Annotated in this window: 17 protein-coding genes and 1 pseudogene; 5 read left to right on the forward strand and 13 right to left on the reverse strand. The window is 60.6% G+C overall.

Annotation, left to right across the window (positions count from 1 at the left end; translation table 11 throughout):
* The first annotated feature begins 47 nt into the window (after positions 1-47).
* Positions 48-686: a TetR/AcrR family transcriptional regulator gene (locus JTJ32_RS06870; protein ID WP_184322673.1), complete on the forward strand. Its 639-nt coding sequence runs from the start codon at positions 48-50 to the stop codon at positions 684-686.
* 4 nt (positions 687-690) lie between these two features.
* Here JTJ32_RS06870 and JTJ32_RS06875 read toward each other — a convergent pair whose 3' ends face one another.
* The 3 genes from JTJ32_RS06875 to JTJ32_RS06885 form a co-directional block, all read right to left on the reverse strand.
* On the reverse strand, positions 691-1665 hold the full coding sequence (locus JTJ32_RS06875) for a 5-oxoprolinase subunit C family protein (protein WP_184322672.1): 975 nt from the start codon (positions 1663-1665) through the stop codon (positions 691-693).
* Positions 1662-2534: a 5-oxoprolinase subunit B family protein gene (locus tag JTJ32_RS06880; RefSeq protein ID WP_184322671.1), complete on the reverse strand. Its 873-nt coding sequence runs from the start codon at positions 2532-2534 to the stop codon at positions 1662-1664. Before JTJ32_RS06880 ends, JTJ32_RS06875 begins: the two co-directional genes overlap by 4 nt.
* A gap of 114 nt (positions 2535-2648) precedes the next feature.
* Entirely contained in the window at positions 2649-3407 is a 759-nt protein-coding gene (locus JTJ32_RS06885; RefSeq protein ID WP_184322670.1) for a 5-oxoprolinase subunit PxpA, read from the reverse strand.
* A 129-nt stretch (positions 3408-3536) separates the two neighbouring features.
* Here JTJ32_RS06885 and JTJ32_RS06890 point away from each other — a divergent pair, with 129 nt between their 5' ends.
* On the forward strand, positions 3537-4454 hold the full coding sequence (locus tag JTJ32_RS06890) for a LysR family transcriptional regulator (protein WP_184322669.1): 918 nt from the start codon (positions 3537-3539) through the stop codon (positions 4452-4454).
* Here JTJ32_RS06890 and JTJ32_RS06895 read toward each other — a convergent pair.
* Positions 4451-5369 (reverse strand): annotated as a pseudogene (locus tag JTJ32_RS06895) (LysR substrate-binding domain-containing protein). The gene JTJ32_RS06890 and the pseudogene JTJ32_RS06895 overlap by 4 nt on opposite strands.
* Positions 5370-5511: 142 nt before the next feature.
* Here JTJ32_RS06895 and JTJ32_RS06900 point away from each other — a divergent pair.
* Positions 5512-5919, forward strand: a complete 408-nt coding sequence (locus JTJ32_RS06900; protein ID WP_184322667.1) for a RidA family protein — start codon at positions 5512-5514, stop codon at positions 5917-5919.
* A gap of 20 nt (positions 5920-5939) precedes the next feature.
* On the opposite strand, the gene JTJ32_RS06905 is transcribed toward JTJ32_RS06900, so the two are convergent.
* The 5 genes from JTJ32_RS06905 to JTJ32_RS06925 form a co-directional block, all read right to left on the reverse strand.
* Positions 5940-6302 carry a hypothetical protein gene (locus JTJ32_RS06905; protein WP_099227593.1) on the reverse strand — a complete coding sequence of 121 codons (363 nt, stop codon included), beginning with the start codon at positions 6300-6302 and terminating at the stop codon, positions 5940-5942.
* Between the two features lie 148 nt (positions 6303-6450).
* Positions 6451-7686: a thiolase family protein gene (locus tag JTJ32_RS06910; protein ID WP_210041536.1), complete on the reverse strand. Its 1236-nt coding sequence runs from the start codon at positions 7684-7686 to the stop codon at positions 6451-6453.
* Positions 7683-9545, reverse strand: a complete 1863-nt coding sequence (locus JTJ32_RS06915; protein WP_210041834.1) for a feruloyl-CoA synthase — start codon at positions 9543-9545, stop codon at positions 7683-7685. Before JTJ32_RS06915 ends, JTJ32_RS06910 begins: the two co-directional genes overlap by 4 nt.
* Before the next feature lie 175 nt (positions 9546-9720).
* Positions 9721-11169 (reverse strand): aldehyde dehydrogenase, encoded by a 1449-nt coding sequence (locus tag JTJ32_RS06920; protein WP_210041538.1) that lies wholly within the window; start codon positions 11167-11169, stop codon positions 9721-9723.
* A 100-nt stretch (positions 11170-11269) separates the two neighbouring features.
* Positions 11270-12100 carry a p-hydroxycinnamoyl CoA hydratase/lyase gene (locus JTJ32_RS06925; RefSeq protein ID WP_004882372.1) on the reverse strand — a complete coding sequence of 277 codons (831 nt, stop codon included), beginning with the start codon at positions 12098-12100 and terminating at the stop codon, positions 11270-11272.
* Positions 12101-12308: 208 nt separating this feature from the next.
* On the opposite strand from JTJ32_RS06925, the gene JTJ32_RS06930 reads away from it, so the two are divergent.
* Complete coding sequence (locus tag JTJ32_RS06930; protein ID WP_184322664.1) at positions 12309-12797, forward strand: MarR family winged helix-turn-helix transcriptional regulator; 489 nt, start codon at positions 12309-12311, stop codon at positions 12795-12797.
* Between the two features lie 67 nt (positions 12798-12864).
* Here JTJ32_RS06930 and JTJ32_RS06935 read toward each other — a convergent pair whose 3' ends face one another.
* The 3 genes from JTJ32_RS06935 to JTJ32_RS06945 form a co-directional block, all read right to left on the reverse strand.
* Positions 12865-13812, reverse strand: coding sequence for a SphA family protein (locus tag JTJ32_RS06935; protein ID WP_210041540.1), 948 nt, complete (start codon positions 13810-13812; stop codon positions 12865-12867).
* 87 nt (positions 13813-13899) lie between these two features.
* Positions 13900-14667 (reverse strand): coniferyl-alcohol dehydrogenase, encoded by a 768-nt coding sequence (locus JTJ32_RS06940; RefSeq protein ID WP_184322662.1) that lies wholly within the window; start codon positions 14665-14667, stop codon positions 13900-13902.
* Between the two features lie 58 nt (positions 14668-14725).
* Positions 14726-16207, reverse strand: coding sequence for a benzaldehyde dehydrogenase (locus JTJ32_RS06945; protein ID WP_210041542.1), 1482 nt, complete (start codon positions 16205-16207; stop codon positions 14726-14728).
* A 278-nt stretch (positions 16208-16485) separates the two neighbouring features.
* Here JTJ32_RS06945 and JTJ32_RS06950 point away from each other — a divergent pair, with 278 nt between their 5' ends.
* Complete coding sequence (locus JTJ32_RS06950; RefSeq protein ID WP_210041543.1) at positions 16486-18243, forward strand: sigma-54-dependent Fis family transcriptional regulator; 1758 nt, start codon at positions 16486-16488, stop codon at positions 18241-18243.
* Between the two features lie 86 nt (positions 18244-18329).
* Here JTJ32_RS06950 and treS read toward each other — a convergent pair whose 3' ends face one another.
* Positions 18330-20396, reverse strand: coding sequence for a maltose alpha-D-glucosyltransferase (treS, locus tag JTJ32_RS06955; protein ID WP_099227600.1), 2067 nt, complete (start codon positions 20394-20396; stop codon positions 18330-18332).
* Positions 20397-20554: the final 158 nt, after the last annotated feature.

Raw genomic sequence — 20554 nt, forward strand, 5'->3', positions numbered from 1 at the left:
ATGCTATAGTGCGTGCCTATTGGATCGCACAGATATAGAGGCATCTCATGAGGGTCACCAAAGCGCAGGCACAAGCGAACCGCGCCCACATTGTCGAAACGGCATCGGTGCAGTTTCGCGAGCACGGGTACGACGGGATTGGAGTGGCGGATCTGATGGCCGCTGCAGGCTTTACCCATGGCGGGTTCTACAAGCACTTCGGGTCCAAGTCCGACCTGATGGCTGAAGCGGCTGCCTGCAGCATGTCGAAAATCGTGGAGCAGTCAGCAGGCGTCAGCCCTGCGCGCTTCCTTGAGTACTACCTGAGTCGGGAACACCGCGACGACGTTGCAACCGGCTGCACGATGGCCGCCCTTGGCGGCGATGCATCGCGCCAGTCCGACGACGTCAAAAACACCTTTGCCAATGGCATTGAACAGTTGCTGAAAAACCTGATGCCTGACGCAGCGACACAGCAGGACGCGGACCCCAAGGCTTTACGCTTGGCGCTGCTGGACATGCTGGCCCATGCGGTCGGCGCAGTCATGTTGTCCCGCGCCGTGCCGAACGACTCGGCGCTGGCAGACGAAATCCTTGAAGCCTGCCGGACAACGATGCTCGTACAGGCTGAAAAATTGTCTGAAGACACGTCTTCCGTCAGCCAGGATGAGGCCGGCGATTTTCAGCCGGCTGCCCGTAACGCCTGATGCATCAGGATGCGAATAGCCTGCTCAGGCACGCCAGTTTCTTTTTGTACGACTTGCGAGCCTGCAAGGCGTCTTCAAGGGTAACGGCAACAAAACGCGCCTTCTGATTGGGTTGCATCTGCCCGATCAGGTCGAGGTCGGCGCTGATTACCGTGCCGATCATGGCGTAACCGCCGCCGGACACCGCGTCGCGATGCAGCACAATGGGTTCAAGCCCGGCTGGCACCTGAATCGAGCCGATCGGATAGCAACTGTCGACAATGTTGGAGGGGTCGGAGCCAGCACCGAACGGTTGCTCGCGTGGCTGGAACGTCAGTGCCTTGCCGCCTTTGAAGCGATAGCCGATACGGTCCGCCTCGGAACCGACCGTCCAGGATTCGGAAAAAAAGCTGGTCGCCGCGTACTCCGTCAGGCGCTCGTAATACAGCCCCGGCACCACGCGCAGATACACCTCACCGCCCAGAGACTGACGCAAGGCCATCGGCAGACTTGCTCCCGCCCGGCCTTTGCCACTGGGCACGCCGATAGCCAACTGATCGTCAGCAGCCAGGCGTCGCCCTTCAAAACCGCCCAGTGCGCCCAACGTATAGGTTGAGCGACTGCCCAGCACCAATGGCACATCAATGCCGCCTGCCACGGCCACATAAGCACGAGCGCCGTCCTTGGGAAAGTCGAAACGCAGCACCTGCCCCGCTCTCACCGCGAAGGCGGTGTCGTGATGCATGTCAACGCCATCCAGCCGAGGCGTCATGTGTGCGCCACATACTGCCACCAATGCATCCTGTTGAAACTCAAGCTCGGGCCCGACGAGCGTGCATTCCAGCCCGGCAGCGCCTGGCGGGTTGCCGACCAGTTGGTTGGCGGCGCTGAGCGCGTATTGGTCAAGTGCGCCGGAAGGTGGAATACCCAGGTGGTAATACCCTTCGCGGCCCAGGTCCTGGACCGATGTGGCCAGTCCCGGTTTAAGTACCTTGATCATGCAAGCACCTCCTGCAGCGAAGCCGGATAGCCGGCCGGGTCGGCGAGAAAGCTGTCGAGCGAGAACTCGACCGGACGGATCCGCAGGTCGAAACGACCCGCGTCCACTTCGGCGACTGCGAGGTCGTAAGCCTCACGATCAATGGGCTTGAACTGAACGATATCGCCGGGTCTGAAAAACACCATGTGCTCTTTCAGGTAAGCCAGTTGCTGCTGCGGATCGTAGATCGGGGCTGGCGTGACGCCGAACATCTGATAGCCACCGGCGCCGCGCACCGAATAGATACACCCGAAGCAGCCGCCATGCCCGAGGGTCAGTTTGGGCGTGTCGGTACGCGGACGCAGGTATTTGGGAACCTGCAACTGGCGCTCGCGCTCGACCATCTGGAACATGAACGGCAGTCCGGCCACGAAACCCACCATCGACACGAACCAGGGTGCGCCACTGTGAGCGGCGATGAACGCATCGACATCGGCCAGGTTATTGATCCGCGCCGCGTACTCTAGATCTGTCGCGCTCGGGTCCTGATGACGGTCGCGAAACCGCATCAGGGTTTCATGGGTCCAGGGATCGTTGTAGAGCACCGGAATTTCGATGATTCGGGTCTTCAGGGTGCGCTCTGCGACCGCGCCGGCTTCGGCGGTCCTGACGGCATCAAGCAAGGCATGGGGCTCGATCCGGTCCGGGTCGAAACGGATCTGAAACGACGCATTGGCCAGACACACGTCGAGCACGCCGTCCAGTTGCAGACGTTCCACGGCGCGGGTCACCGCCATGCCCTTGAAAAAGGCTTCCAGTGACATGCTTTCGCTGACTTCGGCAAACAGGTGTTCGTCGGCACCGAAACTGTAGCGAATCGGATCGTTCATGCCCGGCCTCCGCTGAGTTGATAGTCGGCCATGTCTGTTCCTCTTGGATGGGTTGGAGAACGGCAGGCGAACGGTAACGGGACCCGGCATCTGTGTGCCGGTGTCCTTGCATGGTCAACGGGGCGCTTTCACCAGGATACCGGCGTTGTCCAGCGCCCTGCGTGTGGCTTCGGCCAGATCCAGCGCGCCTGGCGTGTCGCTGTGCAGGCAGATGGAATCGAACTCGATGGGCAAGTCTTCTTCCTCGACCGTACGCACCACGCCCTGCTGACAGGCACGTAGCACGCGTGCGGCGACCTTCGCCGGATCGTAAGCCTGCACATTGCGGGTAAACACGATCGAACCGCTGAGATCGTAAGCCCGGTCGGCGTAAAATTCACGAATGACCGGCTGTCCCAGCTCTTGAGCGATCCTGCAGATGACCGAGCCCGGCATGCAGTACAGCAACAGCGCCGGTTCAACACGCTGCAGATTTTCAACCAGCAGACGGGCCGCTTCCTCGTCGCGGGCCAGGTGCATGTAAAGCGCACCGTGGGGTTTGAAATGTTGCAACGTTACACCCTGGGCACGAGCGATCTCTCTCAGGGCGCCCAGTTGGTAAAGCATGTCGTCCACCAGTTCCTGCGCAGGAGCCTGAATATGGCGACGGCCGAACCCGACCAGGTCGTGAAACCCCGGATGCGCTCCGACGGCCACCCCGAGGCGTTTGGCCTGTTCGACCGTGCGACGCATGGTGCCAGGGTCGCCCGCATGAAAGCCGGTGGCCACATTGGCAGAACTGATGAATTTCATGAGTTCGGTGTCAACGCCGTCACCAATGGTCCAGGAGCCGAAGCTCTCACCCATGTCCGAATTGAAATCGACTTTCCGCATGTCGCACCCTCCTGACATGAAATTGCGATCTGACCCGGACAACGTTAGATTCCTCATAACCCCTTGGGTAGATCTATTAACAGATAACCCTTTATCTATAAATCAGATGGCCTGCCTGAAGGAAAGTCGATGTCTCTCACCCTTCGCCAGATTCGCTATTTTGTCGCCACTGCAGAGATCGGCCAGATCTCCCAGGCCGCCATTCACCTGAATATTTCCCAGTCTGCCGTGACGACAGCGATCAAGGAACTGGAGCACATTCTGGGCAGCCTGCTGTTCCAGCGCTCGGCACAGGGCATGACGCTGACCGACGCCGGGCGGCATTTTCTCAACCGCGCCTATGTGATCCTGCGCAGCGTCGACGATGCCTTGAACAGCCCGTTGCCTGACGTGCGTGCCAGCGGACTGCTGCGTCTGGCCGCGAGTTACACCGTGATCGGCTATTTCCTGCCCCATCACCTGCAACGGCTGGAACACTGGCACCCGGACGTTTCGATTCAGGTCCATGAGCAGGAACGCCAGGCCATCGAACACGGTTTGCTGGAAGGCTGTTTCGACATGGCAGTGGTGCTCACCGAAAACATCACCCACCCGGATATCGTTTCCGAAACGCTGTTCAATTCGGAGCGTCGTCTGTGGCTGCCCAGCCATCATCCGCTGTGCCAGCGTGATGTGGTGAGCCTTGCTGACGTCGCCAAAGAACCGTACATCCTGCTGACCGTCGATGAAGCCGAGCAGAGTGCGATGCGTTATTGGGAGATGGCCCGTCAGAAACCCAATGTACGGGTGCGCACCAGTTCGGTCGAGGCGGTGCGCAGCATGGTCGCCAACGGCAGCGGCGTGGCAATCCTGTCGGATCTGGTGCACAGGCCCTGGTCGCTCGAAGGCAAGCGTATCGAAACCATGACCTTGACAGACAAGGTCAACCCCATGAGCGTGGGGCTCGCCTGGCACCGCGAGCGGGCGTTCAGTCCGGCGATGCAGGCGTTTCGTCAGTATTTTCACGACGCCTTTCTGGCCCCGCAACAACTGTCGGCACGCCGTTAGCGCGCATTGACCGGCGCATGCTCGGCCATCAGCTCGGCGATCCAGTCGATAAAGGCCCGGACCTTGGCGCTCACATGCCGGTTTGGCGGAAACGCCACGTACATCGGCATCGAATCCAGACGCCAGTCTTCGAACAACGGCACCAGATCCCCCCTGGCCAAGTGAGGAAGTGCCATGTAGTCGGGAAGCCAGATGACGCCCATTCCTGCCAGCCCGGCGGCCAGATAGGCGTTGCCGTCGTCCACTGCCAACACGTAACGACCGTGGACATGAACACTTTCCTCGCCACGGTGCATGGCATAAGGCAGCGCCTTGCCGGTACGCGCCCACAGATAGCCGACAATACGGTGATGCGAGTTCTCGAGGTCCTGCGGATGGGTCGGCAGCCCCTTACGCTCCAGATAACCTGGCGTTGCGTAGACACCCAACCGCAGATCCCCGACGCGTCGCGCGATCAGCGATTGATCGCTGATCTCTCCGCCGCGCAGCACGCAGTCCACGTTCTCTCGAACCAGATCGACGACGCGGTCACTGGCGCCCAGGTCGATCTGGATGTCGGGATAACGTGCGTGAAAGGCAGGCAAGGCAGGCATCAGTAAAAGGCTGGCAAAAGGGCTGGGCACGTCGACCCGTAATCGGCCCCCGCGGCAATGCGGCGGCGCTGGACAGACTGGTCTCTGCATCGTCCATGTCCGCCAGCAACTGGATCACGCGCTCGTAATACGCAGCACCATCGGCCGTGACGTTGACCTTGCGCGTGGTGCGGTTGAGCAGCTTGACGCGCAGACGTGCCTCAAGCTGCTGCACCAGTTGCGTCACGCTGGTCCTGCTCATGTGCAACGTACCTGCAGCCTTGGTGAAGCTGCCGGTCTCCACCACTCGCGCAAACGCCTGCATCGCATCGAACCGATCCATTATCGCCCCGTGTTTGTGTCTGATTGTTTGGGATTCCCAAACAGTGATGGCTACAGTTGCGCGTTTATCCGTCCGTTGCAAGCACCTAAAGTCGATCCATCTTGAACGACAGGTCATCCCGGCCTGTGAATGGAGAAAGCGCATGACACAACGCGACGTGGTATTCCCGACAGGCCGCCAGGCCCTTTATGAACGCAATCGCTATTCGCCAGCGGTGCGCGCCAACGGCCTTCTGTTTGTTTCCGGCCAGGTCGGCAGCCGCGAAGACGGGTCGCCGGAACCCGATCCGGACAAGCAGGTGCAACTCGCTTTTCGTAACCTGAACGCCGTACTGGAGGCGGCTGGCTGCACGTTCGCTGATGTCCAGGACGTCACCTTGTTCATCGTCGACCCGGCCCATAAGTTCGAGCACATCTGGAACACCGTCGTGCCGCAGTACTGGGGGCAGGCGCCCTACCCGACGGTCACTGCCGTCGGCGTCACCTGGCTTTATGGCTTCGAGTTCGAAATCAAGGTGATTGCAAAACTACCTGAAGGCGGTGGGAACTGATTGAGCAAGCAGCGGCCAGACTAGCGCTGGCCGCCTTTTCGATAACTGCGCATAGGCACGACACGGTCATGGTCGTCGGGGATCGTCGGCTCTTCGAACTGGCTGAAGAACTGACCGGATATCACATCATCGAGAAACTGCTTCTGTTCGTCAGCAACACGTTGCCTGGCCGGATGAGAACCGGCTTCAAAGTCAGCCAGCCATAGGGCCCGACGCTGAATCGCTACGGTGATGAACGCCCTTCTCTCTTCATCCGACATTTTCATCAGGTGATCACACGTATTCTCAAGCATCCGGACCGCCAGATCCTGCTCGAGTTGATTCTCATCCGTGAACATCAAATGCCACATAAAATCGAAAGAGAGTTCGGCGAGGGTACGCATGGATGCAATCCGTGTTGTCTGAGCCTGCGAGATTCGCGCTTCGCCAGCGTTTGGTCAAGCTATATAAAGGTATGATAAGCGCCATGAAAACCGTGGCCTGCAGGCCCCGGAGCGGTTTTTTTGAAAGGCTCTGCGGGTCATGCAAACGCTAACCTTCAACGTCGGGATTCTCGATCAGTAACGCCATGCCTTGCCCACCACCGACACAGGCGGCAGCGATGCCGTAGCGCAGGTTTTCTTCGCGCAACTGGCGAGCCAGGGTCATGACCAGCCGTAAGCCGGTTGCAGCCAGGGGATGCCCGAGGCCAAGCGAACCGCCGTGGACATTCAAACGGTCCGTATCGAGCTCCAGCATCTGGGCAACGGCGAGCACCTGAGCGGCCTGCGCTTCGTTGATCTCCAGACGCCCGATGTCGCTGAGCTTCAAGCCGCTGCGCTGCAGCAGCAACCGAATGGCCGGCGCCGGGCCGATGCCCATGAATTCGGGAGGCACACCCACCACGGCGCTGGCCAGCAGATGCGCGAGGACCGGGCCATCCGCTTGCGAGATCTTGCCGACCAGCGCCGCTGCTGCCCCGTCTACCACCGCGCAACTGTTGCCTGCGGTCTGCACACCGCCAGCCTGGATGGAGCGCAGCCGCGACAAGGCCGCCAGCTGGGTAGCGCGGGGATGGCTGTCCTGCGACACACTGTACACGCCGCGAGGCAAGACGATGGCCCTGGGCTGATAACCGTCCAGCGCGAACGGCTCAGGCGTGACGGCCACGATTTCTGCGCTCGACCTGCCGCTGACCTGAGCCTGAAGCGCTCGCTCATGGCTCAGGCACGCGTAGCCATCCACTTGCTCACGCGTAATACCGTGGCGCTGTGCGAGGTTGTCGGCGGTGGCGATCATGTTCATGTCGGGTGCCGGGTCGTATAGCGCTTCCCAGAGAAAATCCTTGAACTGCACACCTGCTCCCAGGCGAAAACCGCTGCGATGGGTATAGGCAGCAATCGGGTTGCGCGACATCGATTCGGCCGCAACACACAGCGCCAGTTGTCCGCCCGACCCCAGATGCAGCGCCGCCTGGCGCAACAATTCGAGACCGGTCGCACAGATGCGCTGCACGCCCAGTGCAGGAACGCTCTGCGCCACGCCGCAGTACAAGCCGATATGCCTGGGCAGCAGGTAGGCGTCAAAACTGGCCTGTGCCATTGATCCGGCCAGCACAGTATCGACCCGCCCCGCCTGGATCCCGGCCCGAGCCAGGACTTCGCGGCCGACCTTGATACCCAGATCGATCGGCGAAACCTGCGCCAGCGCACCGCTCAGATCGACCCAGGGCGTGCGCACCGACCCGATGATCGCCACGTCGCTGAAAGCCGAATACTGCCCGCTCATTTCAAGGGTCCGGCACGCAACACGTCAGGTTCCTCGCCGCGATACAGGGCGTCGACTATCGATGCGCGCCACTGCAACACCGCACGCTGGTTGATCGAGCCCTTGTCGGTGATTTCTCCACGGTCAATCGACGCAGGCTCGACCAGCAGGCTGATCCACTCAAGACGACTGGCGTTACCGGTGGCATCGCGGTTCAAGCGGGCCAGCCAGTCTGAGAACCACTGGCGAACCGGTGCGCTGGCGAGGACCTCGCGGTCACTGGCACCGGCACTCAGTCCCGAAAGCTGGCGACAGTCGTAAAGCCTCGGGAAAACCAGAGCGCCAAGGCATTCACGGTCCGGCGCAGCGATGACCACATCCTGCACATAGGGCGAACCATCGAGTACCGCGCGGTTGCGCATCGGGCCGACGCTGACGAAAACCCCGGAAGACAGTTTGAAATCCTCCGCCAGCCGTCCGTCGAACATCAATCCCAGCTCGGGCGCTTCGGGGTCGGCGAGCTTGATCGCGTCACCGGAGCAGTAAAACCCGTCTTCGTCGAACACCTCGGCGGTCTGCTGTGGCGAGCGCCAGTAGCCGGGCATGATGTGCGGTCCACGAAAGCGGCCTTCCAGCTTGCCATCCACCGGCACCAGCCGAACTTCACAGCCCGGTGCCGGCAGGCCGATGTAACCGGCCATGGACAGCGGCCCTGTGGTAAAGGTGCAGGACGGCGCAGCTTCGGTCATACCCAGCCCGGCCATCATGCGAATGCGCTCGCCGCAATGCTGCTCGGCGACACGATCCAGGCGGTCCCAGATGCTTTGCGACAGCCCGGCGGCGGCGAAGAAGAACAGTTTCATGCGCGAAAAGAAGCGGTCGCGAAGTTCGGCGTCCTGCTCCAGCGCATTGACCAGTTCCTCCCAGCCCTTGGGCACGGTCAGATAAGCAGTCGGCGAGATTTCCTTGAGATTGCGCAGGGTTTCGGCGAAGCCCTGAACCGTGGGTTTGCCGTTGTCCAGATAGAACGTACCGCCGTTGTACAGCACGATGCCGACGTTGTGGCTGCCTCCAAACGTATGATTCCACGGTAGCCAGTCCACCAGCACCGGAGGCTCTTCACCGAACACCGGAAAGGTCTGGAGCAGCATTTGCTGGTTGGCGCAGAGCATGCGTTGCGTCGTGACAACAGCCTTGGGCAGCTTGGTCGAGCCGGAGGTAAATAGAAACTTGGCGATGCTGTCCGGCCCGGTAGCGTCGAATGCTGCCTCGGCTTCCGCGCCGCCGGGGCGTGCCAGCAGGCTGTCGAACCGGATCCGGGATCGCCCGTCAAGCTGGCCGCGCACCGTAATGACTGGCGTGTCGGCGGGAATCACCGCGTCGATGGCGCGCTGAAATGGCTCGGCATCGCTGACGAACACCAGCCCCGGCTGCAATACCTCGCAAACGTGGCGCAATTTGGCGTGATCCTGGGACAGCACGGAATAGGCAGGCGATACCGGGCAATAGGGAATGCCGGCGTACATCGCTCCCAGGGCAATCTGCAGGTGTTCGATGTCGTTTCCCGAAAGCAGCGCCAGCGGTTTTTCGGCCGATAGCCCGTACTTGAGCAGGCTCTGCGCAATGGCGCGCACGCTGTCCAGCATCTCGGCATAGCTGACCGTGCGCCAGCCACCCAGGCTGTCGCGGGCGGCGAGGAAGGTCTGTTGCGGACGAACGTTGGCCCACTGCACCAGCCGGTCAAGCAAACGCCTGGGTAACTCGGCCAGAGGTTCGAGCGACCGCATGTGCAGAATGCCCTGCTCCTCGCGTACCTCAACGGCAGGATGGCCAATGCTCACCTGACGGTAGCGTGGCGGATTGATTTCGATGTGCGACATTGAGGGTCTGGGTTCGGAACTCACGAGCGTCTCTCCGTCAAGGCACGCGTGCACCGAACGGCACACGGCGGTTCGTGGCAGGCGTTGCAGCGGCTGGCTGCGGCCTTGTTGTTGGTAAGCATGACTGGTCACCGCAGCGCCCCGTTCCGGGACGGCCGGGTGGACGTGAACAGCTTCAGATCGGGTAGTGCCGCGGCCCGTCCTGCAATGTCACCCAACGCAACTGAGTGAAGTGCTCGATCGACGCTTTGCCGCCAAAACTGCCATAACCACTGGACTTGACCCCACCAAACGGCATTTGCGCTTCGTCATGGACGGTGGGCCCGTTGATGTGGCAAATGCCCGATTCGACCCGTTGCGCCAGCGCCAGGGCGCGGGCAGTGTTGCGACTGAAGATCGCTGCCGACAGGCCGAACTCCGAGTCGTTGGCCAGGCGCAGCAGCTCCTCATCACCGTCCCCACGAATCATCACCGCAACAGGCCCGAAGGATTCTTCGCGGTACAGACGCATACTGTCGGTGACATCGTCCAGCAAGGTGGGCTGCAGGATGCTGCCCTGGAGCTGTCCGCCCGCAATCATCCTTGCGCCCTGGCCGACAGCATCGTCGATCAACGCCTTGATGCGCGTTCCAGCGCCAGCATCGACCAGCGAGCCCAGCACCGACGTGCTGTTGTCAGGAGCGCCGGCACGCAGCGTTCCGATCTTGGCCACCAGCTTCGAGACAAACGCATCGGCCACTTTCCTATCTACGATCAGGCGCTCGGTGGACATGCAGATCTGGCCCTGATTGAAGTAGGCACCGAATGCTGCGGCTTCCACAGCAGCGTCCAGATCGGCATCGTCCAGCACCAGAAACGGTGCCTTGCCGCCCAACTCCAGCAAGGCCGGTTTCAGATGACGGGCCGAGAGTTCACCAACGATGCGTCCCACGGGCGTAGAACCGGTGAAATTGACTCGACGCACCGCCGGATTGGCGATCAGCCGCTCGACGATGGCCGGCGCATCGGCAGGTGCATTACTGATCACATTGATCACGCCGTCGCCCAATCCCGCTTCCTGCAACACCTGACCAATCAGGCGATGCACGGCCGGGCTCAGTTCGGAAGCCTTGAGCACCACGGTATTGCCACAGGCGAGCGGCATGGCGATGGCGCGTGTGGCCAGAATCACCGGCGCATTCCACGGTGCAATACCCAGCACCACACCGCAGGGTTGACGCAGCGCCATGGCAAAACTGCCGGGCACATTGGAAGGAATGATCTCGCCATTGATCTGGGTCGTCATGGCCGCTGCTTCACGCAGCATGCTGGCCGCCAGGTTCACGTTAAAGCCGTACCAGTCAGCCATCGCACCGGTCTCGGCAGCCGCCGCGATAAATTCGGCGCTGCGCGCCTGCAATTGCTCCGCCGCCCGCATCAATCGGGCACGGCGCTCACCCGGAGCCATCGCTGACCAGGCGGGAAATGCGGCCTGAGCGGCAGCGACCGCCGCATCGGCGTCTTCAAGGGTGGCGGCAGCAACGCGCGAAACGACTTCACCGGTCACAGGATTGCAACGTTCAAACGTTCGTCCGTCGCGGGCGGGGCACGACTGGCCGCCAATCAGCAGGGGCACGTCCAGCATGATGATTCCTCTTTATTGTATTTGTAGGGAATGCAGTGCAGCGTTTGTTCACATTAGCCTCGACAGGTCATCCGGCATAGCGAGCCATGCAGGATGCGAGTCAACGCTTGTAGGCCTGCAGACCTGGCTTGATGCTTTTGTCGTCGAGGAACTGTTTCATGCCCTGCTCGCGACCGCCTTCCTTGTCCAGCAGACGCGACTGATCGAGTTTGGCGTACAGGTAATCTTCGTTCTGCTCCCAGGTGAGTTCGCGGCAGCGCTTGAAGCCATGCTTGGCAGCGCGCAGTACAACCGGGTTTTTTTCAAGCAGATTGAGCGCCAGATCGATGGTCACCTGACGCAGTTGCGCCAACGGCACGCTTTCGTTGACCAGGCCCATTTCAGCAGCCTTGCGGCCATCGAAGGTCTTGCCGGTCATGATGTAATACAGCGACTGACGATGGCCCACGGTATCGGCCATGGCTTTGCTGACCAGATTGCCCGGCGGGATACCCCAGTTGATCTCCGAGAGACCGAACGTGGCTTCGTCGGCGCAGATAGCCAGGTCACACGCCACCAGCGGACTGAAACCACCTCCGAAGCACCAGCCGTTGACCATGGCGATGGTCGGCTTGGCGTACATGCGCAGCAGTTTCCACTGCCATTGGGATGCTTCACGACGGATCTTTTCCTGAAGAATCTCCGGACCGGCGTCCACTTCACGGAAGTACTCCTTGAGGTCCATACCGGCCGTCCAGGCATCACCGGCACCGGTCAGAACCAGCACGCCGGCCTCAGGATCCTGTTCCAGCGTCTCCAGCACATCGATCATCTCCCTGTTCAGCGTCGGGCTCATGGCGTTGCGCTTTTCCGGGCGGTTGAGGATGACCCAGGCAATGCCCTGCTCGATTTCGACCTTGACGGTGGTCCAGCGGCCTTCGTACGTGCTCATCGTGGTGCTCTCTTGTTTTGATTGGAAGATGAATCAAACCTAAACCGGAAAATTAGTTATGTCAATTAACTGTTATTAACGTTAATTAACATTTACCGCACTCCATTCGGATATGCTGGTCACAACTGTGAATGCCCATGGCCTTCGCTCGCTAACACCGGCACACTGCCGGAAACATTGCTCATCACCCAAAAGGACTGGATTTTCAATGGCCAAGCCATCCGACATCGCCACCCTCTGCCCAACCACGGCACAGGTTACCGAGGCGTCGTTGCCTATGGACTCCGCACTGGATGACCTGATCGGTTACGCCATGCGCCGGGCACAGCTCAAACTTTTCCAGAACCTCATTGCACGTTTGTCCAGTCACGATCTTCGACCCGCGCAGTTCTCCGCGCTGGCGATCATCGACAAGAACCCGGGCCTGATGCAGGCAGATCTCGCCAGGGCGCTGGCCATCGAGCCGCCGCAGGTCGTACCGCTTCTGAACAAGCTGGAAAGCCGTGCGCTGGCAGTCCGTCTGCGCTGTAAACCGGACAAGCGGTCCTACGGGATCTTTCTCAGCAAGACAGGCGAAACCCTGCTCAAGGAGCTGAAACAGATCGCCGCGGAAAGCGACCTGGATTCCACGTCGGCCTTGAACAGTCAGGAGCGCGAGGAATTGCTGCGTCTGCTGAAAAAGGTCTACCAGGCCTGAAGCCAGGCACGCCAGCGACGGTCGCTGGCGGCACGTCTGACTGGAGCCCCCCAGCTCACTACGGCGCTTACAACCTGTGCAGGAAATTGAGCACCACCTTGTTCCCTTCCGTACGGTTCTCAGCGCCTTGCTCGACGTAACTGTTCACCGTCAGCACGTTCTCCTTGCTGAATGCGTAGAGAAACCCCGGCCCGATGGCCCAGACCTTCTCCTTGCGTCCACTCACGTCATGCCCATCCACCTGGGTATCGGTGAACTGCCTGAGCCAGTAGCCGTTGAGTCCCACGGAAAATTGCTCGCTGACGGCGTACTGCAAGGTCAGGTTTGCGTGCAATGCCTGTCCGGCCTGAGTGTCGGAAGCGTTGCCGAAGCCTGCCTGCGGGTCGTCGTTCTTGCCGTTCCACAGGTACATGAAGCGGCCGCTGGCCGACCATTTCGGTGAGAACCAGTAGGTCGCGGCGTAGTACGGGTTGAACGACCAGAAATTGCTGCCGGGATTGATCGAACGATTTCGGTCGTAAGAGCCAATCGGAATCGCAATGTCGGCCTCGACCCGTTGAGTCAGCAGCGGGCTGCCATCGGCATTTGAAATCGTTGGCAGTTGCAGAAACGGGCCGATGATCAAATCACCAAAACCGGCCCTGGAACTGAGGGCCGAGTTGCCCAGACCGTCATCGACGTCGACATGCGCCAACGACGTGTTGATCGCCGTGATACCGGGCATCGCGCCATTGGCCAGAGGGGGTGCGAGGTAAATGAGCTGGGTGGTCAGCGCCAGCACTTCCACGTCCTGTCTGGGCAATTGCAACTTATCGCCATTGACGTCATTGAAACGGTCGGCCTTGGCGAAGTTGGCGTACTCCTCCAGGTACCAACCCGGCCCGGCCGGCGCGGGAGAACCATCGTAGAAACTGGTATTGCCCAGATTGAGGCCGGGCAAGTCATACGCGTGAGCGGTTGATGACAGGGTGACAAATGCTGCGGCCACGACGGTACGCAAGATAGACTTCTGCATCCTGAAATTCCTTCGGTTTTTTATTGTTGTTTTCAAAGCCCCCCCGACAGCACGGACATGCCGTCGGAGTCACATCAACCACTCGCGCTACACGTAAGTGGCGGCCAACCCTCCATCCACCGGCAGGTTCACGCCGTTGATCCAGCGCGACGCGTCGGAACACAGAAATGCGATCACCTCGGCGACCTCATCGGCCTGGGCCGGACGTTTCATGCGTGCACCGTCCCTGGCAATGCGCGCTTCACCCAGCATGGTGACAAAATCTCCCAGAATCGGTGTGAACACAGGCCCCGGAGCCACGCAGTTGATGCGTATCGAGTGATCGCGAAACCAGGCCTGCGACTGCTGGAACGTCCAGACAATCAGTGCTTCCTTGAAGTACTGATAGCACGTCTCCTGCGCCACCGGGTTGGCCGCCAGCCACGCCTGACCTTCGGCATAGCTTTCGGTCGCAGCCAGCGCCTTGTGCAGCTCCAGGCGTTCCGGCCATTGCGCACCAAGAACCGAAGCTACATTCACGATGCTGCCGCCCGGTGCAATGCGTGGCAGCAGGCTCTGAGTCAGATGGCGCAGCCCCAGGTAATTGACCTTCGCCACGATCTCGGACGGGGCGGTGCCCGGCACGCCTGCGATATTGCACAGCGCGTCGACCTGCACGGGCAGTTTTTCGATCAGCGCATCGATACTGGCGGGATCGCCAAGATCCGCCTGAAAAAAACTGTCCAGAGTCAATTGCGGTTCGTGGCGATCAACACCGATTACTTTGGCACCCTGGAAGCGGGCCAGCCTCGCCACCTCGGCACCGATACCGGAAGACACGCCAGTCACGATCAGGGTTTTGTTGTTCAGGTTCATCATCGTGCACTCTTGTTGTTGTAGGTTGAGCCTGTGTTTCCCAGCCTGTGAACAGCACTCAGAATGGGTAGACCGGAGCCTGATTCTTCACCGTGACCCATTGCCATTGGCTGTACTCGTCCCCGTCGGATGGGCTGCCGACGCTGCTGCCGTTGCCTGATGAACCACGCCCGCCAAAAGAGTTGATGCATTCGTCCGCCACTGTCTGGTCATTGATATGCAGCAAGCCGCACTTGAGGCGGTCACCGATGGCCATCGCGCGGCCGACCGACGGCGAGATCACCGCCGCCGCCAGCCCGTATTCGCTGCGATTGGCCAGCTCGATCGCCTCCTCATCCGTGGAGAATGACACGACAACCGCCACAGGCCCGAACACTTCTTCTTCAAACACCCGCATACCCGGTTTCACGTGACTGAGCACCGTCGGACGATAGAACAGGCCATCGTATTCGCCGCCGGTTTCCAGTTGTGCGCCGGCCTCGATGCTTTCACTGACCAGCGCATGCACACGCTGTAATTGACGAGCATTGATAAGCGGCCCCAGTGCGGCCTCACCGCGCGCGGCGTTGCCGACGGTCAAGGCGCGCGCCTTGTCGGCCAGCGTACGGGTGAAGGCAGCGGAGATGGATTCGTGGACCAGGATCAGCCCGGTCGCCATGCAGATCTGGCCCTGATGCAGCCAGGCACCGAACGCCGCATTAGAGGCCGCCAGGTCCAGGTCGGCATCTTCCAGAATGATCAACGGGTTCTTGCCGCCGAGCTCCAGCGAGACCTTCTTGAGGTTGCGCCCCGCCGTCTCGCCCACCTTGCGGCCTGCAGCAGTGGAGCCGGTGAAGGTAATCATTTGCACGTTGGGGTCGCGGCACAGGGCCTCACCTGCATCCGCAGCGCCGGGCAAAACGTGGAGCAGGCCCTTGGGCAGACCGGCCTGTTCGAACAGACGGGCAATGAGGAAACCGCCGCTGACCGGTGTCTGAGGGTCCGGTTTGAGCACCACCGCGTTCCCCGCCGCCAATGCAGGCGCAACCGTGCGCAGCGACAGGACCAGTGGAAAGTTGAACGGTGAAATCATCCCGATCACGCCATGCGGTACGCGTCGCGCGTACGACAACCGCCCCGCCGCGCTGGGCAGCATCATCCCGTGACCATGAGCCTGAGACAACATCCCGGCCGCCTGACGCAGCAACACGATGGCTTCACGTACCTCATGTTCACCCTTGGGCAGGCTGCCGCCGGTCTCGCGCGCCACATACAACGATAATTCATCGAACGAGCGGACAGCCTGGTCGGCGGCCAGCAAAAATATTTCCGCTTTCTCGCGAGGCCCCATCGCGGCCCAGGCTGGCTGGGCCAGTGCGGCTTCACGACAGGCGACTGCGATATCGGCGGCATCCGCCATGGCGGTGTTCATCAGCAATTCACCGGTGGCAGGCTCGATCACCGGACGCAAGGGCGCCGCTGACGGTACCCAGTCACCGTTGAAAATACAGTTGGCTACGATTGCGGGTTGCAGCAGAGACACAGGCTCAGACACTGACATGGTGAAACTCCGGCTTTTATGTTTGTAATCGCAGCGCCCTTGGTAAGGATCGCTTGCGCCGTGCTCAGTCCTCAGCAAGCGCTGTGCCGGTTTTGCCATCAAATGGTCATATTTTTGCGCGACCGCTCTGGATCCAACGCTTGCGCCCTGCTTTGATATGTCGAACGTCACATCCGAACGAATGCAAGTTAGATCGGGCTTGTTCATTTGATTAAGTTATGTTTTATAACTATTTAAGCTTTTCATCATTTCGATCACTGCCGGCCTGGGGCATAACAATGACTAACCCGCTTCGCGATCTTCCCGACCATGATTTCGCCAGCGAGCGTTTTACACCTCAAGGTGACAGCGCCGGATCGAACCCCAGTCAGTCTCCCACCTCGGAAGAATTGACCGGGTGCCTGTTCTTTTCCCCTGACGACGGCCGCATCTGGCTCAACGACCAGCGCATGCTCCTGCTGCACAGCTCGTCATTCGGCGCCTTGCGCCGGGAAATCATCGAACGTCAGGGCCTGGAACAGGCGCGCGGCATGTTTACCCGCGCCGGTTATCTGTCCGGCGCACGGGATGCCAGACTGATCCGGGAGCGCTGGCCGCATGCCGATGCCACCGCAGTGTTCCGCGCCGGCACCCATCTGCATACCCTTGAAGGCATGGCCAAGGTAGAAACCCTGCATTTCAAGTTCGATGCGAAGTCGGGGTTTTACGAAGGGGAATTCCTCTGGCACCACTCCTGTGAAGCCGATGAGCACCTTGCGTCCCACGGCATTGGTCAGGATCCGGTGTGCTGGACCGAAATAGGTTACGCCATCGGTTTCGTCAGCGGGTTATTCGGGCAGATGGTGATCTTTCGCGAAGTGGAATGCCGCGGCATGGGCCACAACTGCTGTCGAGTGATCGGCAAGACCGCCGAACAATGGGGCGATGTAGAACGCGACCTCAGCTACCTGAGCGTGGTTTCCTCTGCCGTGCCATACCATCCACCCGCACCCTCTGCGGCGACCTTGAAAGAAGTACCTTCCGCTGGCACAGACCATCCGCTGATTGGGGCGAGCGCTGCGTTCAATGCGGCCAGCCAGGCACTGCAACGTGTTGCCATGACCCCCGCTACCGTGTTGTTCAGCGGGGAATCGGGGGTGGGCAAGGAAATGTTCGCTCGCCAGTTGCATCAGCTCAGTCGCCATCGCGACGGGCCTTTCGTGGCGCTCAACTGTGCGGCGATCCCTGACAACCTGATCGAATCCGAGCTGTTCGGTGTCGAGCGCGGTGCCTACACCGGAGCCACCCATTCGCGTCCCGGTCGCTTCGAGCGCGCCAATGGCGGCACCCTGTTTCTCGATGAGATCACCTGCCTCAGCCTTGCGGGACAGAGCAAACTGTTACGGGCTCTTCAGGAGCGTGAAATCGAGCGGGTTGGCGGGGCGAACGGCATCAAGGTCAATGTGCGGGTGGTCGCGGCAACCAACATCGATTTGCGCCAGGCCGTGGCGCATGGCGACTTCCGCGAAGACCTGTTCTATCGCCTGAACGTCTACCCGATCGCCCTGCCCCCGCTGCGTGACCGCCGCGATGATGTGCCGCTGCTGATCAACGCGTTTCTCGGGCGCTTTTGCCATGAATACGGCCGCACGCCGGCCGGGCTGACCATGAGGGCCTTGAAAACGCTGCTGCGCTACGACTTTCCCGGCAACGTGCGCGAACTGCAGAACCTGATCGAACGCGGCCTGATCGCCAGCGAAGAGGGCCAGCCCATCGACCTGATCCACATATTTCGCAATGAGCCGATGCCGGTCGAATCGTACTCGCTGAATCATGAGGGAGGATTGTCGCTCGGCCCAAAGCCTGATGCAGAACCTGCGTCCACACTTCTGGACAAACTCGGCCAGCCTGAGGGTTTCTCCATCGACGACCTTGAGCATCGCCTGATCAGTGAAGCGATGGCCAAGAGTCAGGGCAACCTGGCAGCAGCATCAAGGCTGCTGGGCCTCAGCCGAGCGCAGTTTGCCTACAGAATGAAAAAACATCAGAACGGTTGAGGCAGGACGCGAAGCGTCACGGGATGCGTGCCCACGCGCAGCGATGGGCACGATCAGTGTGAAGGGAGCGCGTGCGCCCCCAATGCTCAGATCATCGGCAAGGTACTCACCACCCTCAGTGCCAGCCCCTCATAAGCGTCCAGCGTGATGGTGAACTCACCCTGCTCGGTCAGGTCACCTTCCACGCGCTCATTGATGATATCCACCACAGGCCCTGGTGCAATGTCGGGCAGGTGCAGCGTTTCGACGATGGTCTCGGCGCTGAAGTTGAGTGCCGTGATCTGCGTGCCCTTGCCTGCTGGCAACTCGTGCACCATCACCAGCAAACCGGGATGCTGTACATCAGGAATCAGGATCTGGCGGCTGGCAGCAATGTCGTACGCGCGACGAACGGCCAGAATCTTCTTGAGCTGCGAAGCGAACGAGTCAGGGCGCTTGAGCTGACTGACCAGGCTGCCGTACAACGACTGCGCGCGCGGCATGCCGCCTTCCGACAACTCCGCTTCCGGGTCGAGATCGGCCAGGTCGTATGCGCCACGGTGGATCCAGCGGGTATCGCCATCCTGCATCAGGTGCTGAACCTGCTCGGCCGGCAAGGTCAGAGCGCCCACCAGATCCCAGCCAGACAGGGCGAACACGCCAGGCTGCATCGCGTTGTACATCACCAGCAGCAAGTGAATGTGCTGGATCTGCTGAATGTCCGCATCGGTAATCGCGCTCAGGTCGCGAATGCCCAGTGCGGCGGTGATGATGCTCGCCGTGGTGCATGACACGCCATTGGTGACGAACTTCAGGTTGTAAGGCGCGTGCTCGCCGGTCAGCCGCTCGTACATCTCTTCGCGGATATGCTCGCGCAGAATGTTGCCGGGAAAGGTCTGGCCCTGATAGTGATAGGTGTCGTGGGCGTGCAGCGTCCAGAAGTGAACCAGCTCCAGTGTCAGTTCATCATGGTTCTGCAGCGCGTGGATCAACGACGCCGGATCGATGCCGAACGCATGGACCTGACGCAGCATCAGTCGCAGAAACTCGGTCGTGCCGGTCAACAGCGCATGCTGATAGGCCGGACGGGTGATGAAGTCGTAGGAAAGGTCTGCACCGCCATTGCCCATGGATGCAATGTCGTCCAGCGTCAGGTTGAGTTCCTGGAAGCTGAAACCGCCGGCCTTGCGGATCGCACCGGCCAATAACTGGTTGCCGGTGATCGACAAGGGATGACCTTCCGACCAGGCGGCGCCTTCGGCTCGACGCTCAACGCCAAGGAAGCCGTTGGCATCCAGTCGCAGCACGCGTGCGCCAGACACGTCGATGGCGTGCAACGCATCGCCGATGATCATCTGCTGCGCGGCGAAACTGGGGTCCAGCCAGTTCAGGGAAGGCTGGCCTTCCTTGAAGTAATGCAGGTACACCCAGCGCCGGGCCTTGCCATCGACGCCTTGCACCACATCGGTGGCACTCCAGTCGGTTTCCTTGACGCCCGGCTCGAAGAAAATCACCCGTTGCAGCTGACCCACGATGTAATGCTTGTCCCGCAACTGATCGACCACGTCAGGCGTCAGGTTGACCGCATCGCGGCCCGCCGGGACGTCAGGCAACAACTGCCAGTCCTCTTCGCGGATCTCGACCATGTGATAAAGGCCGGGATAGTCCTCATAGGCCAGCTCGGCCAGCCTGAAGTCGGCTCCCTTGCCTGTGTGCGACGGAATCACGTCATCGATGATGACCGCATTGTGCGCGGCCGCGATGCGCGTCAGGCTCAACAGCTGGGCGTCAGTCCCCAGTTCGGGATCGATGGTGAAGCTGATGCGGTCGAAATTGCCGTCGATGCTGGGCGTGCGGGTACGCCCCTGCAAACCACCTGACAATTTGAGCGGGCCGTTGTGGATGCCCTGAATGCCGATTTCCGACAAGGCATGCCACAGCGTCTCATCGCCCAGCGCCTCAAGTACCGAGCAGCCTTCACGGGTGACGATCGAAGCGGGATACGCGGTGAACCAGACCGAAGAAATGGCGGATGCGTCCCGTGGACGGGCCTGTGCGAAAGGCCGCTGCCAGAGTCTTCCCTGCCCCGAGTAGGTCTTGGCGCGCTGCCTGGCAGCGTTCAGCATCGATTGCTCGACCAGCCAGTCCACATACTGCTTGTCCGGTATCGTCATAGCGTCCAGTCTTCCTCTCGAATCGGCGGCGTTGGACGCTTGCGAACAAGCGTCCCGAATGTATTAACTATGGGTATGAGCCCTTTGGGGACAATTCGTTGCATCAGGCTGTAGCTTTCACGAGACAAGGGCTTCACTGCGTGAAACACAGAGTCACT

The organism is Pseudomonas alliivorans (genome assembly GCF_017826695.1).
GTDB classification, from domain to species: domain Bacteria; phylum Pseudomonadota; class Gammaproteobacteria; order Pseudomonadales; family Pseudomonadaceae; genus Aquipseudomonas; species Aquipseudomonas alliivorans.